Annotated in this window: 15 protein-coding genes, 2 tRNA genes and 1 other RNA gene; 11 read left to right on the forward strand and 7 right to left on the reverse strand. The window is 71.7% G+C overall.

Going from position 1 to position 14,393, the window contains the following annotated elements:
- Both ABD236_RS16920 and ffs read right to left on the reverse strand, forming a co-directional pair.
- The coding region (locus tag ABD236_RS16920; protein WP_344074554.1) for a DNA polymerase III subunit gamma and tau at window positions 1-1,327 on the reverse strand (1,327 nt) is incomplete at its 3' end.
- A gap of 157 nt (window positions 1,328-1,484) precedes the next feature.
- Window positions 1,485-1,579, reverse strand: an RNA gene (gene ffs / locus ABD236_RS16925) — signal recognition particle sRNA small type.
- Window positions 1,580-1,651: 72 nt separating this feature from the next.
- Here ffs and ABD236_RS16930 point away from each other — a divergent pair.
- A tRNA-Ser gene (locus tag ABD236_RS16930) sits at window positions 1,652-1,739 on the forward strand.
- 134 nt (window positions 1,740-1,873) lie between these two features.
- Here ABD236_RS16930 and sigJ read toward each other — a convergent pair.
- The 3 genes from sigJ to ABD236_RS16945 all read right to left on the reverse strand — a co-directional run bounded on the left by sigJ (window position 1,874) and on the right by ABD236_RS16945 (window position 5,976).
- The gene (gene sigJ, locus ABD236_RS16935; protein ID WP_425543890.1) at window positions 1,874-2,788 is read right to left on the reverse strand and encodes an RNA polymerase sigma factor SigJ; all 915 of its coding nucleotides are present in this window, start codon (window positions 2,786-2,788) and stop codon (window positions 1,874-1,876) included.
- Entirely contained in the window at window positions 2,785-3,561 is a 777-nt protein-coding gene (locus tag ABD236_RS16940; protein ID WP_344074555.1) for an SDR family oxidoreductase, read from the reverse strand. The genes sigJ and ABD236_RS16940 overlap by 4 nt, the downstream gene beginning before the upstream one ends.
- 183 nt (window positions 3,562-3,744) lie before the next feature.
- Window positions 3,745-5,976 (reverse strand): terpene synthase family protein, encoded by a 2,232-nt coding sequence (locus ABD236_RS16945; RefSeq protein WP_344074556.1) that lies wholly within the window; start codon window positions 5,974-5,976, stop codon window positions 3,745-3,747.
- 172 nt (window positions 5,977-6,148) lie between these two features.
- Between ABD236_RS16945 and ABD236_RS16950 the strand changes: the two genes are divergently transcribed.
- Window positions 6,149-6,736 carry an HhH-GPD-type base excision DNA repair protein gene (locus tag ABD236_RS16950; protein WP_344074558.1) on the forward strand — a complete coding sequence of 196 codons (588 nt, stop codon included), beginning with the start codon at window positions 6,149-6,151 and terminating at the stop codon, window positions 6,734-6,736.
- 144 nt (window positions 6,737-6,880) lie between these two features.
- On the opposite strand, the gene ABD236_RS16955 is transcribed toward ABD236_RS16950, so the two are convergent.
- Complete coding sequence (locus tag ABD236_RS16955; protein ID WP_344074559.1) at window positions 6,881-8,521, reverse strand: helicase HerA-like domain-containing protein; 1,641 nt, start codon at window positions 8,519-8,521, stop codon at window positions 6,881-6,883.
- A gap of 95 nt (window positions 8,522-8,616) precedes the next feature.
- On the opposite strand from ABD236_RS16955, the gene ABD236_RS16960 reads away from it, so the two are divergent.
- Both ABD236_RS16960 and ABD236_RS16965 read left to right on the forward strand, forming a co-directional pair.
- Complete coding sequence (locus ABD236_RS16960; protein ID WP_053725882.1) at window positions 8,617-8,913, forward strand: type II toxin-antitoxin system VapB family antitoxin; 297 nt, start codon at window positions 8,617-8,619, stop codon at window positions 8,911-8,913.
- Window positions 8,914-9,062: 149 nt separating this feature from the next.
- Window positions 9,063-9,674, forward strand: a complete 612-nt coding sequence (locus ABD236_RS16965) for a LytR C-terminal domain-containing protein (protein ID WP_344074575.1) — start codon at window positions 9,063-9,065, stop codon at window positions 9,672-9,674.
- A 242-nt stretch (window positions 9,675-9,916) separates the two neighbouring features.
- On the opposite strand, the gene upp is transcribed toward ABD236_RS16965, so the two are convergent.
- Window positions 9,917-10,552 (reverse strand): uracil phosphoribosyltransferase, encoded by a 636-nt coding sequence (gene upp, locus ABD236_RS16970; protein WP_344074560.1) that lies wholly within the window; start codon window positions 10,550-10,552, stop codon window positions 9,917-9,919.
- Between the two features lie 112 nt (window positions 10,553-10,664).
- On the opposite strand from upp, the gene ABD236_RS16975 reads away from it, so the two are divergent.
- The 7 genes from ABD236_RS16975 to ABD236_RS17005 all read left to right on the forward strand — a co-directional run bounded on the left by ABD236_RS16975 (window position 10,665) and on the right by ABD236_RS17005 (window position 14,292).
- On the forward strand, window positions 10,665-10,859 hold the full coding sequence (locus ABD236_RS16975) for a hypothetical protein (RefSeq protein WP_344074561.1): 195 nt from the start codon (window positions 10,665-10,667) through the stop codon (window positions 10,857-10,859).
- 123 nt (window positions 10,860-10,982) lie between these two features.
- Window positions 10,983-11,552, forward strand: coding sequence for a tRNA adenosine deaminase-associated protein (locus ABD236_RS16980; RefSeq protein ID WP_344074562.1), 570 nt, complete (start codon window positions 10,983-10,985; stop codon window positions 11,550-11,552).
- A 44-nt stretch (window positions 11,553-11,596) separates the two neighbouring features.
- Window positions 11,597-12,025: a tRNA adenosine(34) deaminase TadA gene (gene tadA, locus ABD236_RS16985; RefSeq protein WP_344074576.1), complete on the forward strand. Its 429-nt coding sequence runs from the start codon at window positions 11,597-11,599 to the stop codon at window positions 12,023-12,025.
- 91 nt (window positions 12,026-12,116) lie between these two features.
- Window positions 12,117-12,201 (forward strand) — tRNA-Ser (locus ABD236_RS16990).
- A gap of 417 nt (window positions 12,202-12,618) precedes the next feature.
- Window positions 12,619-12,780, forward strand: a complete 162-nt coding sequence (locus tag ABD236_RS16995) for a hypothetical protein (RefSeq protein ID WP_180357221.1) — start codon at window positions 12,619-12,621, stop codon at window positions 12,778-12,780.
- A gap of 72 nt (window positions 12,781-12,852) precedes the next feature.
- A complete protein-coding gene (locus ABD236_RS17000) occupies window positions 12,853-13,146 on the forward strand; it encodes a Dabb family protein (RefSeq protein WP_344074563.1) in 294 nt (97 codons plus the stop codon).
- A gap of 294 nt (window positions 13,147-13,440) precedes the next feature.
- Window positions 13,441-14,292, forward strand: coding sequence for an RNA polymerase sigma factor SigF (locus ABD236_RS17005; protein ID WP_344074564.1), 852 nt, complete (start codon window positions 13,441-13,443; stop codon window positions 14,290-14,292).
- The last annotated feature ends 101 nt before the right edge of the window (window positions 14,293-14,393 follow it).

Here is a 14,393-nt window from a genome sequence, read left to right on the forward strand (position 1 = left end):
CCGGGGCCGGGGCGGGCGGCTGAGGCGCGGCCGGAGCCGCCGCACGCGAGGCGGCCGGGGTGGCTTCGGGACCCCCGGCAGCGGCGCCCTGGCCGGGCATCGGCGGATGCGCGTCGGCCCCCGGCACGTACCCCATCGCGGGGCCGGTGCCCGGGCCCGCCTGGAAGTGGGCGCCGCGCTCCAGCCGGTCGAGCCGGGCCCGGACCGAGCGCTCGTCGTCGTACGCCGCGGGCAGCAGCACGCGCGCGCAGATCAGCTCCAGCTGGAGACGGGGCGAGGTGGCGCCGCGCATCTCGGTGAGGCCGGTGTTGACGAGGTCGGCGGCCCGGCTGAGCTCGGCGGCACCGAAGACGGAGGCCTGGGCCTGCATCCGCTCGACGACGTCGGCGGGCGCGTCGATGAGCCCCTTCTCGCCGGCGTCCGGGACGGCGGCGAGGATGACGAGGTCGCGCAGCCGCTCCAGCAGGTCGGCGACGAACCGGCGGGGGTCGTTGCCGCCCTCGATGACCCGGTCCACGACCTCGAAGGCGGCGGCGCCGTCCCCGGAGGCGAAGGCGTCCACCACGGAGTCGAGCAGCGAGCCGTCCGTGTACCCGAGGAGGGCGGTGGCCATGGCGTACGTCACACCGTCGTCGGCGGCGCCGGCGAGGAGCTGGTCCATCACCGACATCGAGTCACGCACGGACCCGGCGCCGGCCCGCACGACCAGCGGCAGCACGCCGTCCTCGACGGGGATGCCCTCGCGCCCGCAGACCTCGCCCAGGTACTCGCGCAGCGTGCCGGGCGGCACCAGCCGGAAGGGGTAGTGGTGGGTCCGCGACCGGATGGTCCCGATGACCTTCTCGGGCTCGGTGGTGGCGAAGATGAACTTCAGGTGCTCCGGCGGCTCCTCGACCACCTTCAGCAGGGCGTTGAAGCCCGCCGAGGTGACCATGTGGGCCTCGTCGATGATGTAGATCTTGTACCGGCTGCTGGCGGGGCCGAAGAAGGCCTTCTCGCGCAGCTCACGGGCGTCGTCCACGCCACCGTGCGAGGCGGCGTCGATCTCAATGACGTCGATGGACCCCGGCCCGTTGCGCGCGAGGTCCTGACAGGACTGGCACTGCCCGCACGGGGTGGGCGTCGGCCCCTGCTCGCAGTTCAGACAGCGGGCCAGGATCCGGGCGCTGGTCGTCTTTCCACAGCCGCGCGGCCCGCTGAACAGGTACGCGTGATTGACCCGGTTGTTCCGCAGCGCCTGCTGCAGCGGGTCGGTGACATGCTCCTGCCCGATGACCTCGGCGAAGGACTCCGGGCGGTAGCGGCGGTACAGCGCAAGGGACGACACACCTACGAGGTTATCGGGGCGGACTGACAACCGATCCCGCGAAGCCGTACGCGACGACGCGCACCCCCCGCCTCCGGCCCGGCCCCGCCACCCGGGGGGCCGACCGGGGGACACCGCACCCCGGACCCCGCCGCGCCCCGCACCGGCTCCCGCACACGCAAGCGCCCCCCACGCACCCGCCAGAGCCGACCTACCCTTGCTGCCTTCCGGCCCTGGGGGAGTTCAGTCAGATAGCGCCACGTGAGGGGCTCCGCACAGGGTACCCGATCCCTGACCGGGGAACGAGTTCGCGAGCACCCCTCAGCGTCTTGTATTGTTTGCGGCGGAGGATTCGCCTAGTGGCCTAGGGCGCACGCTTGGAAAGCGTGTTGGGGGCAACCCCTCACGAGTTCGAATCTCGTATCCTCCGCCAGTGCCTCACCGGGCACGAAGTCGAAGGGCCCCACCGCTTGCGGTGGGGCCCTTCGCCGTTCCCGGGGCCGACGCGAGGAGCGTCGGCTGCCCGGGCCGGTCGGCGTCGGTCGGGCAGCTTTCGCGGTGGGGCGGCTACGCGTCGGGTACGTGGGTCAGCTTGTCGGGGTTGCGGATGGCGTCCACCGAAGTGATCCGGCCGCCGTCCACGGTGATCGCCACGATCGTGCGCACCCCGTCCCAGTGGTCGAGGACGAGGCCCGGGGCCCCGTTGACCTGGGCGATCCGCAGGCCGTCCGGCGGCACGTGGACCCGGGCGAGGGCGACGATGCCGCGTGCCACGCTGTCGGCGCCGCGCACGATCCCGGGCATGGCCGTCACCTTGCCGCCGCCGTCGCCGCGCCAGACCACCTCGGGGTCGAGCAGCGAGACCAGCCGCTCCAGGTCCCCTTCCTGGCAGGCCTGGCCGAAGGCGCTGACCAGTTCGCGCTGGCGGGCGTAGCCGGCGGGGTGGTGCGGGCGGCTGGCGTCGACGTGGCGGCGGGCCCGCGAGGCGAGCTGGCGCACGGCCGCCGGCGTGCGGCCCACCACGCCCGCGACCTCCTCGAAGGGCAGCCCGAACACGTCGTGCAGCAGGAACGCGGTGCGCTGGGCGGGCGACAGCTCGTCCAGGACGATCATCAAGGCCATCGACACCGACTCGTCGAGCGTGACCCGGTCGGCGGGGTCCTGCTCGTCGGGCGCGTGCTCCACCAGCGGCTCGGGCAGCCAGGTGCCGACGTACCGCTCACGCCGTACGCGCGCGCTGCCCAGCGCGTCCAGGGCGAGCCGGCCCACCGTCGTGGTCAGCCAGGCGCGCAGATCGCGGACGGCGCCCGGGTCCTTGAGGCCGCGCAGCCGCAGCCACGCCTCCTGGACGCAGTCCTCCGCCTCCGCCAGGCACCCCGTCGTCGTATAGGCGACCCGCAGCAGCCGGGGCCGCTCCCGCTCGAACGCCCGGGCCAGTCCGTCCTCGCCGGACAGCGGCCCGCGTCCGGCGCCGGCGCTCACCGCGACCCCGCGACGCTCGCCCAGACCTGCTCGGTCCGCAGCCACTCCCCGAACGACATGGTGCCGCGTACGTCCGGCCGGTCCACGGTGAGCGCGCCCGCCCGCAGCGCCTGGCCCATCCGGCCGGGCAGCGGCACCGGCATCAGGACCGCCCGGCGCCCGGTGACCGCGCGCCACACCCGGGCCATCTCGCGCACATCGACGTCCTCGGGGCCGCAGATCTCTATCCGCCCCCGGTGCGGCACCCCCTCCGCCACGTCCGCGACCACCCAGGCGGCCTCCATGCAGGCGACGGTGCGCAGCCGCGCCCGGGGCACCGGCACCACGCCCCACTTGGCGGCCGACGCCAGCGCCGAGGCGAGCAGTTCGTGGAACTGGGTGGCCCGCACGATCGTCCAGGGCACCCTGCCCTCCCGTACCACCCACTCCTGCTCGGCCTTGACCTGGAGATATCCCATCGGCACCATGTCGCAGCCCACGATCGAGACACAGACGTGGTGCTGGACGCCGACAGCGCGCGCGGCGGCGAGCAGCCGCCGGGTGCCGTCCACGAGGGTGCGGGACGCCCCCTTGGGGGACCCGTGGCCGTTGGCCGCGTCCACCACGACGTCGCACCCCGCGAGGGCGTCGATCAGTCCCTCCCCGGTGGTCAGGTCGACCGGGTACTCCCGTGACCGACGGCTCAGCACCCGTACGCGGTGCCCCCGCGTCCGCAGCTCCTCGGCGACGCGGCTGCCCAGCGTCCCCGTCCCTCCCGCAATGGCGATGTCCATGTCCCTAGGACGACGCGCCGGGCCCGGATGTGACAAGGGCGTACCGCTCCCTCGGCGGGAAAGCAAGCACCCGACCAGCTGTGCAGTGCACCGGGCGTCTCACGGTGTCCCTCGGGCGTGGCCGCCGCCGGGCCAGGGTGATCGCGCCGAGCGCCGGCGCCGCCCCGACCGTCGGCAAGTCGGTCACCCCCCGGAGAGCCCCGCGACCGGAGCCGCCGGGGGGCGCGCCACCAGTTGGGCGAGCCGCTGCGCGGCCGTGCCCGGCCCGGCGGAGGCGAGCACGGAGGGGACCGCGTTGGGCAGTGAGCCGCCGCGCAGCGACTCCTCGTCGTAGCGGCTCACCGTCCGGTGCCAGTTCAGGATCCCGGCGATCCAGTCCTCGAACTCCTCGATGTACGCGCCGAGCGCGCGCCTACCGGCCTCGTCGAGCCCGAACTGCTCGTACAGCAGCGGCACTTCGTGCTCCTTCAGGTGCAGGTACTGCCGCAGCCGGGAGCGGACCAGGTCGTCGGTGACGCGCACGGCCGTCGGGTAGTCGCAGTCGAAGAACCGCTGCACCACCAGGAGCAGGTTGTGCAGCTCGCCCTCGAACTCGATCTCCTTCTGGTACGAGAAGAAGTCGTTGATCAGCATCCCGTAGTCCATGGCCGCGTTCGCCAACGCGGTCATCGTCCCCGTACGGAAGAGCTCGGACGGCAGGACGTCGGCGTGCCCGGTCCGGGAGAGGGCCACGGTGAGCTCGGCTCCGAAGGTGTGCCGGCGCATCTCGATGTAGTCGACCGGGTCGGGGACGCGGTGCTGTGCCGTGTTGAACAGCTCCCACAGCCAGCTCTCCAGCATGATCTCCACCGCCTCCCGCAGTTCCCGGCGCCCCCGGCCCGACATCGGGCCCGCCGTGCGCTCCCACAGATCGGCGAGTCCCCGTTCCATCGGGGTCGCCGCGAGGAGTGTCCCGGCGGCCGGGTCGTGCAGATCCATGACGCGCAGGAACCGTTCGTGGGCGGCCCGTGCCCCGGCGAGGTCGCGCGGACGCCCGTACACCAGCGGGTAGTAGTCGTCCGCATAGGTCCCCCAGGTGAGCCACTCGGCGTGCAGCTCCAGCTCCTCCGGGGCGGCGTCCGGGTCCAGGCCCGCCGAGCAGAGCGCGATGTCGTAGCCCCGCAGCTTCCGCTCGTCCCAGATGTCGCCGAGCAGCCCGATCCCGTCCGCCCAGGCCAGGGACCGCTCCCGTGCGTGGGCCAGATGGGGGTTGAGCGTCAGCTCGAAGGGGATGTCGAAGTCGGGCAGCAGGGAGGGCCCGACGCGGCTGAACGGCACGTGGGCGTGGCTGCGCAGCCGGGCCGCGGCGTGCCGCCCGAAGAGGTTCCTGACGTCCAGCGCGGAGGTGCCGAGCACCCCGGCGGCCACCGGTCCGCGCGCCCGCGCCTCCTCGTTCATGTACCGGCTGGAGCGCATGTGCCACTCGTGGCCGCCGGCCTGCCAGTCCTGGAGGCCCTTCACGTACGCGGCGATCCGCGCGCACTCCTCGGCACTCAGCCCCTGGTCCAGACAGAGCGCCGGGACCTCGGTCAGCGCGGTGTTCTCGAACTGCTGGAGCCGGGAGGTGAGCAGGTCGTTGACCGCCTCGGCGGCCTCCTGGGTGGAGCACCCGAGAAAGGTCTCCAGGACCAGGACGCCGTTGCTGAGCTCGCCCTCGTCCTCCACCTCGCGCTGGTACGAGAAGAGGTCGTTGCGCAGGTGCACCGCGTCCGCGAAGGCGTCGGTGAGCACCCGCAGCGGGCGGGAGGCGGCCACCGAGTGCGGGATCTCGGCGCCCGCCGCGTACTCCACGATCCCCGCCGACCAGGGCGCGCCACCGACCTTGCGGCGCATCTCGATGTACTCGACGGGGTTGGCGATCCGCCCCGCGTCGATGTTGACCAGCTCCCACATCGACTCGTCCAGCAGATGGCGGGTGGACCGGGCGAACCGTTCCCGCCAGCCGTACGACATGCTCGGCACGGTCCGGGTCCACAGGTCGGCCAGGCCCTTCTCGACCTGGTTGGTGGGTTCGGGGAAACCCTCGGCGAGGTCCATCGGCATGAAGGCGGCCAGCCGCTCCAGATAGGCCCGGCCGCCCTCGATGTCCTGGGTCCGCTTGAACTCCTCCAGGAAGTGGTCGTCGAAGAAGAACACCCACACGTACCAGTCGGTGACGAGCGACAGCGCCTCGGCGTCGCAGTCGGGGTGGGTGTACGAGCACAGCAGCGCGTAGTCGTGGGCGTCGAGGTCGCTCTGCTCCCAGACGCCGGACCCTTCCAGCATGCCCATCTCGCGGGCCCACGCGCGGGAGTGCACCCGTGCGGCCTCCAGATGGGGATTGAGCCGGGCCGGATACGGCATATAGAAATCCGGCAGGACGAACGGCTGGGTCACTGGTTTCCCCTCCTGCTACGACCAGTTGGTCGGCCCCAGCACTACCCGCGGTAGCGGCGCGCAGTCCGAACGCTCGCGCCTCTCATACGAACGTGTGAGTTCGGGGGAAAACGTGGACGGGGAGGGCCGATGTGCGCGTGCGGCGGGCGGGCTCCGAGGTGATCATCGCCCTATGGCTTCTCCCCACACCCTGCACCTGTCCCAGCAGCCCGAGGCGGACGAGCTGCTGGGCCGCAGCCCGCTGGCCGCGCTGGTCGGCATGCTCCTGGACCAGCAGATCCCGATGGAATGGGCCTTCGCGGGCCCGTACACGATCGCGACGCGGATGGGGGCGTCCGACCTGGACGCGGCGGCGATCGCCTCGTACGACCCCGAGGCGTTCGCCGAGCTCCTGAAGCAGAAGCCCGCGGTGCACCGCTACCCCGGCTCGATGGCCCAGCGCGTCCAGCAGCTCTGCCGGTATCTGGTGGAGGAGTACGGGGGTGAGGCGGAGGCGGTGTGGCGGGACGCGGCGACGGGGGCGGAGCTGCTGGCCCGTCTGAAGGCCCTTCCCGGCTTCGGCGACCAGAAGGCCCGGATCTTCCTCGCGCTGCTGGGCAAGCAGCTGGGCGTGCGGCCTCGGGGGTGGAGGGAGGCGGCGGGGGCGTACGGGGAGGCGGGGTACCGGTCGGTGGCGGACATCACCGGTCCGGAGTCCCTTGCGAAGGTGCGGGCGCACAAGCAGGAGGTCAAGGCGGCGGCGAAGACGGCGAAGAAGTAGGCCCGGACTTTGTCTGCGGGTGAGTGGCCGCTTCTCGCGCAGTTCCCCGCGCCCCTAGGTGGCTAGGGGCGCGGGGAACTGCGCGAGCAACCCACCACTCAGCCGCAGACAGAGTCCGGGCACCTGCACCTGCACCTGCACCGCTCAGCGGCGCCGCGTGCCGAACAAGGAGCGGGTGATCTCACGCCCCAGCTGCGTCCCCACCGACCGCGCCAGCGAGCGGAAGATCCCGCTCCCCACCACCTGCTCCGCCAGGGACTTGTCCGCCCCCTTGCGGGCGGCCGGCGCCTGGGGCAGGGAGGACTCGACCGCCGCCGCCTCCCGCGCCCGCTCCTCCCCCGACAGCTTCTCGTACGCCGACTCCCGGTCGACGGCCTCCGCGTAACGCCCGTACAGCAAGGAGGACTTGACGAGACGGTCGAGGTCGGCCTCCGGGACCGGGCCCATCAGCGACCCCGGCGCCCGCAGCCGCGTCGCCGCCACCGGTGTCGGCGCGCCCTTCTCGCTCAGGACCGTGATCACCGCCTCGCCCGTGCCGAGCCCGGTGAGCACCTCCTCCAGGTCGTACGGCGAGCGCGGAAACGTCCGTACCGTCGCCTTCAGCGCCTTCTCGTCGTCCGGTGTGAACGCCCGCAGCGCGTGCTGCACCCGGTTGCCCAGCTGCGCCAGCACGTCCGAGGGCACGTCCTTCGGCGTCTGGGTGACGAAGAAGACGCCGACGCCCTTCGAGCGGATCAGCCGTACGGTCTGCGTGATCGACTCCAGGAACGCCTTCGACGCCCCGCTGAAGAGCAGATGCGCCTCGTCGAAGAAGAAGACGAGCTTGGGCCGGTCCACGTCCCCGACCTCCGGCAGCCCGTTGAACAGCTCCGCGAGCAGCCACATCAGGAAGGTGGAGAACAGCTGGGGCTTGTCCTGGACGGCCGGCAGCTCCAGTACGGACACCAGCCCCCGCCCGTCCGGCGCCAGCCGCAGCAGCTCGGTGACGTCGAACTCGGGCTCCCCGAAGAACTCGGCCGCGCCCTGCTGCTCGAAGGCGGTGATCGCCCGCAGGATCACCCCGGCGGTCACCGACGACAGCCCGCCGATGCCCTTCAGCTCCGGCTTGCCGACGTCCGAGACGAGGAAGCCGGTGACCGCCTTGAGGTCCTTCAGGTCGTACAGCTCCAGGCCCTTGGAGTCGGCGTAGTGGAAGATCAGGCCGAGCGACTGCTCCTGGGTCTGGTTGAGTTGCAGCACCTTCGACAGCAGCACCGGCCCGAAGCTGGTGACCGTGGCGCGCAGCGGGATGCCGGTGCCGATGCCCCCGAGCGCGTAGAACTCACACGGGTAGCCCGCCGCCTGCCACTCCTGCCCCACCTCGGCCGCCCGCTGCCGCACCTTCTCGTTGTCCTGGCCGGGCGCGGAGATCCCGGAGACATCGCCCTTCACGTCCGCCAGGAAGACCGGCACGCCGTTCGCGGACAGCTGCTCGGCGATCAGCTGGAGCGTCTTGGTCTTGCCGGTGCCGGTGGCCCCGGCGACCAGACCGTGCCGGTTGAGCATGGCGAGCGGGATACGGACCGGCGCGTCGGCGTGGCACCGCCCGTCCCAGAGGGCGGCGCCGAGCTCCAGGGCCGGGCCGGTGAAGGAGTACCCGGTGGCGATCTCGGCGACGGGGGGCGGGAGGGAGACGGAGGAGGTCTCGGGGGGTGCGGCCGGGGGCGCGCCGTCGGGCGCCACACCCGGGCTCGTGCCCGACTTCGTGTCCGGCTCGGTGCCCGGCGTCTCGTCGCTGTCGGTCATACGAGTCCCCAATGTCGGGTTTGCGGCACTCCGCCCAGGATCGCACTCGTGCACCATGGCTGCGCCCGGAGCCGCTTGCCCGGTAGGCTTTCCGTGTGATCTTCAAGCGCATCGGAAGCGGGCGGCCGTACCCCGACCACGGCCGGGAAAGCACCCGGCAGTGGGCGGACGTCGCGCCGCGCCCGGTCCGGCTCGATCAGCTCGTCACGACCAAGGGCCAGCTCGACCTGGAGACCCTTCTGGCGGAGGACTCGACGTTCTACGGCGACCTCTTCGCCCACGTCGTGAAGTGGCAGGGCGACCTGTACCTGGAGGACGGGCTGCACCGCGCGGTGCGCGCGGCGCTCCAGCAGCGCCAGGTGCTGCACGCGCGCGTACTGGAAATGGACTGACGGCTGCGGCCGAGCCCCGGGCGTACTGATCCGTACTGATCCTTTCGGGCCCTTTCCCGCTCATACGGGCGCTATCGATTGATCATTTAGTAGGCATCGCCACCGGGCCGCACTACGCTGCGCATATGAGCATGCTCACTCCCCCCGGCATGGGCGGAAAGTACCGCATCACGGGCGACAAGTACCCGCGGATGCGCCGCCCCCGCCGACGCGGCCGACTCCTGCTCGCGGCGGTCGCCGCCGTCGTGGCCCTCGGGCTGATCGGCTGGGGGACGATCCAGCTCATCGACGTCTTCGGCGGGTCGGACGACGCGAAGAAGAAGACCGCTGCCGCGAAACACGACTGCCCGACGCCGAGCGCCTCGCCGTCCACCGCGACGGCCGCCGCGGCGCTGCCGAAGCCCGGCCAGATCACGGTCAACGTCTACAACGCGACGCCGCGGGGCGGGCTCGCCAAGGAGACGGCGGACGAGCTGAAGAAGCGCGGGTTCGCCATCGGCAAGGTGGGCAACGCGCCGGAGGAGTACGACAAGAAGGTGACCGGGAACGGGATACTGCTGGGTGCGCCCGGCGCTACCCGGGGGGCGTTCTCCGTCCTCGGGACGCAGCTGAAGGGGGCGGCCCAGAAGGTCGACGGGCGTACGAGCCCGGACGTCGACCTGATCCTGGGCTCGTCCTTCCAGGCCCTGGACCCGGCCCAGCAGGCGTCGACGGCGCTCGCCACCCTGACGAAGCCGGCGGCCCAGCCGGCGAAGTGTTAGCCCGCGCCCCTTTGGTGCCCGGTCTTCGTCTGCGGCTGAGTGGTGGGTTGCTCGCGCAGTTCCCCGCGCCCCTGAAGGCTCCGTGGCTGAGCGGGATTCTCCGGCTGCGGCACATCCCCTAGGGGCGCGGGGAACTGCGCGACCAGCCGCCCGCCGGGTCGCAGACGAAGGGCCGGCCCGCCGACCGGGGAAAGCAAAAGGCCCCCCGGGCAACCCAGGGGGCCTGCGGGGCGGGGCCCCGGTCAGTCGGCCGTGCCGTACATGCGGTCCCCCGCGTCACCCAGCCCCGGCACGATGTACCCGTGCTCGTTGAGCCGCTCGTCCACCGACGCCGTCACCACCGTCACCGGCGTCCCCGCCAGCTCCCGCTCCATGACCTCGACGCCCTCCGGCGCCGCGAGCAGCACCACGGCCGTCACGTCGTCCGCGCCGCGCTTGATGAGCTCCTGGATCGCCGCGACCAGCGTGCCGCCCGTGGCCAGCATCGGGTCCAGGACGTACACCTGGCGCCCGGAGAGGTCCTCCGGCATACGCGTCGCGTACGTGGAGGCCTCCAGGGTCTCCTCGTTGCGGATCATGCCCAGGAAGCCCACCTCGGCGGTCGGCAGCAGCCGCACCATGCCGTCCAGCATGCCCAGGCCCGCCCGCAGGATCGGGACCACCAGCGGGCGCGGGTACGACAGCTTCACGCCGGTCGTCGGGGTCACCGGGGTCTCGATGTCGACCTGCTCGGTGCGCACGTCACGCGTGGCCTCGTACGCGAGCAGGGTGACCAGCTCGTCGGCGAGGCGCCGGAAGGTCGGCGAGTCGGTGCGCTTGTCGCGCAGGGTGGTGAGCTTGTGGGCGACCAGGGGGTGGTCGACGACGTGGAGACGCATAACCCCACAGTAACCGGGCGAAGGGCCCGCCCGCGCCGTCCGCGCTGGCATCAAACCACCCACCCGGGGGAAGGTGGGAGGGACCGACACACCCCTGGGGCGGTGCCCACTCATGGCGGACAAGCAGGACGGCAGGGACGGAACGGGCGACGCGCGGCCGGAGACTGACGCCGAGCGGCGGCGCCGGCGCGCCCAGTTCCTGCGCGAGCTGCACGAGGCGAAGGCCCTGCGCGACCGCGTCCAGCCCCGCCGCGCCCGCGCGGCCCGTATGCGCCAGGCCATGCGCATGCGAACCTTCCGCTGGTGACCTGAGAATCCGACCAGCGAGGCGCCGGGAGAAACGCAACCGCGGAAGAACTCTCGCAACGGCGTTGTTTCTGCAACGATTCCAGTGAAGCCACGGCCGGGGGGACCCCCAACCGGCATGCCTATGACCAGTGGGAGAGTCACGGTGTACTTCGCCGCACTGCTCGCGCGCACCGAAGACGGGTGGGAAGCGAGCGACACAGAGCTCGACGATGTGGAGACCCTGTCCGACCTCGCCGACCTGGCCCGGGAGGCCACGGCCGACGGGGCCGACGACACGGTGCTCGTCTTCATCGAGCAGGAGGATGTCTGGTTCGGCGTCGTCCGCGTGGACGGCGAGGAGGACCCGCGCATCTACGTCTCCAACGCCGCAGCCGCCGCCCGTTCCTCGTACGGGGAGATCCTCCTCACCGACGAACTGCTCGGCCGGGACCCGGCCGCCGACGACAGCGCCGCCGACCTGGACGCGCTGGACCTCGACGGCACGGAGGACGGCGACCTCGACGAACAGGAGGACCCGGACGACGAAGCCGTGGAGAGCCTCGACCCGGTGCCCGCGGGCCCGCTCGGGGACGTCGCGATCCTCGCGGACCTCGGGGTGAGCGAGCACCAGCTGCTCACGCTCGACTCGGACGCGCTGGTGGAGATCGCCGACGCGCTGGGAGCGGCCGAGGTGCTGGAGGCCGTGCGCTAGTGGCCGTGGCGCACGATCCCGTACGCGACCCCTGGGCGGAGCCGATGCGTACCGCCCTGGCGGAGGCCGGGCGGGCAGCGCTGGCCGGCGATGTGCCGGTCGGCGCCGTCGTGCTGTCCGCGGACGGCACGGTGCTCGCCACCGCCCACAACGAACGCGAGATCACCGGCGACCCCACGGGACACGCGGAGGTCGTCGCGCTGAGGCGGGCGGCGCAGAAGACCGGCGAGTGGCGGCTGACCGGCTGCACGCTCGTGGTGACCCTGGAGCCCTGCGTCATGTGCGCGGGCGCGTTGGTGCAGTCCCGGGTCGAACGGGTCGTGTACGGGGCGCGCGACGAGAAGGCGGGCGCGGCCGGATCCCTGTGGGACCTGGTGCGCGACCGCCGCCTCAACCACCGCCCCGAGGTGATCCAGGGCGTCCTGGAGGAGGAGTGCTCCCGCCGGCTGACGGCCTTCTTCCGGGACCGCTGAGAGGGCCCGGACCGGGCCGTGACCCACGTCTCACCCCGCTCGCCGCACACGGATTTCAAACCACGGCCCACCTTGGGCTAAGCTCTCTCTCGGTAGCGTGTCCGAGCGGCCGAAGGAGCTCGCCTCGAAAGCGAGTGTGGCGCAAGTCACCGAGGGTTCAAATCCCTCCGCTACCGCTCTCAGAAGGGCCCCGACGGTGTCGGGGCCCTTCTTGCGTCCCGGTTCGCGGGGTGGGGGAAGGACGCGAAAAAGCCCCGGCCGGGGGCGGGCCGGGGCTTTCGGTGGTTGGACGGGGGGAGCGGCGTCGGGGGACAAGCCGCTCCCCCCGATGAGAACGGGCCCGCAAGTCCGGGCCGCGGTCGGGGGGGAAGCGCGCGGCGCGGACCCCGCAGTGAGGCCCTGTTCCGGCCCCTCGGATTCCTGCCAGATCCGCTGGGCTCTGGAACCATCCTGCTCCCGTGTCACGTCCGTACCGTCCGGCGAAGGGCCCCGATCCGGGGGCCCTTGGTCCTTAAAGACGGGGTGAGGACGGCGGAAGTGGTGTTGGTTAGACTCACGCGAGCGCACAGGGGAGCCGGGGAGGGTGCACGCACGTGGACGTGAAGAAGGTGCTGCTCTACTGCGCGGTCGTCTTCGTGCTGTACACGATCATCACCTCGCCCGTGGAGGCCGCGGGGATGGTCCAGACGGGGTTCGAGGGGATCTCCTCCGCCGCCAAGGGGATCGGCCAGTTCATGACCGAGCTGGTCCGCTGAACCGCTGATTCATGGGGGACCGCTCGTACGATCAGCGGGGGCGCTGACACGTACGTACGGCAAGGAGCACACATGATCCGCCATCTGGTCCTCTTCAAGCTCAACGAGGGCGTGGCACGCGACGAGGCGCGGGTGGCCGCCGGGGTGAAGGCGTTCGAGGAACTGGACGGGCTCGTGCCCGAGCTGAGGTTCTGGGAGTGCGCCTGGAACATCACCGACCGGCCCATCGCCTACGACTTCGCCATCAACTCGGCGGTCGAGGACCTGGACGCGCTGAAGCGTTACCTCGAACACCCGGCCCATCAGGCGGCTGCCGCGCAGTGGCGTGAGTTCGCCACCTGGGTGATCGCCGACTACCCCTGCTGAACCGGTACGCCGACAGGCCCCGCACCCCAGTGGTGCGGGGCTTTTCGCATGTCCGGTGGTACGTCCGGGCGTACGCCGGGCGCCCAACTTGCCCTCAACACGTGGTTATACGGTGCTTGCACACAGTGGACATGTCTTGTGATGCTATGACCGCTTTTGACGGATGAGTCGACGAAGGTTCGCCGAAGTTGACCGAACGGCGTCGACCGAACGACGTCGGCCGACCGATATCGACCCGACCGATATCGACCGCGACATTGACCACGCAGTGACCTCAAAGGGGTGGCGTTGACCGTGCCGGCCAGTACCGCACCTCAAGTGCCGCCCCAGAACGAGCCCCAGGAGCCCCAGGAGGGCCACCGGGCGCCCGTACGGACCAGCACCCGGGGCGCGGACACCCGGGCGCTCACCCAGGTGCTCTTCGGGCAGCTCAAGGGCCTGGAGCCGGGCACCGCGGAGCACCACCGGGTGCGCGGGGCGCTGATCGAGGCGAACCTGCCGCTGGTGCGGTACGCGGCCGCGCGGTTCCGCTCGCGCAACGAGCCGATGGAGGACGTGGTCCAGGTCGGCACGATCGGGCTGATCAACGCGATCGACCGGTTCGACCCGGAGCGCGGGGTGCAGTTCCCCACCTTCGCCATGCCGACCGTGGTGGGCGAGATCAAGCGGTACTTCCGCGACAACGTGCGCACCGTCCACGTCCCGCGCCGCCTCCACGAGCTGTGGGTGCAGGTCAACGGGGCCACCGAGGACCTGACGACCCTTCACGGCCGCTCGCCGACCACCGCCGAGATCGCGGACCGGCTGAAGATCGGCGAGGACGAGGTGCTCGCCTGCATCGAGGCGGGCCGCTCGTACCACGCGACCTCCCTGGAGGCGGCCCAGGAGGGCGACGGGCTGCCCGGCCTGCTCGACCGGCTGGGGTACGAGGACCCGGCGCTGGCGGGCGTGGAGCACCGGGACCTGGTCCGCCACCTCCTCGTACAACTGCCCGAGCGGGAACAGCGGATCCTGATGCTCCGCTACTACAGCAATCTGACGCAGTCCCAGATCAGCCAGGAGCTGGGCGTGTCGCAGATGCATGTCTCCCGACTGCTGGCCAGGAGCTTCGCCCGGCTCAGATCCGCAAATCGAATCGAGGCGTAACCGGATCGAGTGATCCACGTCCGGGTGAACAATCCGGCGCCTAAATCGGCACACCCCCTGTTAACTGCGCGTATCCACGCCGGACTTGTCGACATGTCACT

It is taken from the genome of Streptomyces crystallinus (assembly GCF_039521265.1).
Classification (GTDB): domain Bacteria; phylum Actinomycetota; class Actinomycetes; order Streptomycetales; family Streptomycetaceae; genus Streptomyces; species Streptomyces crystallinus.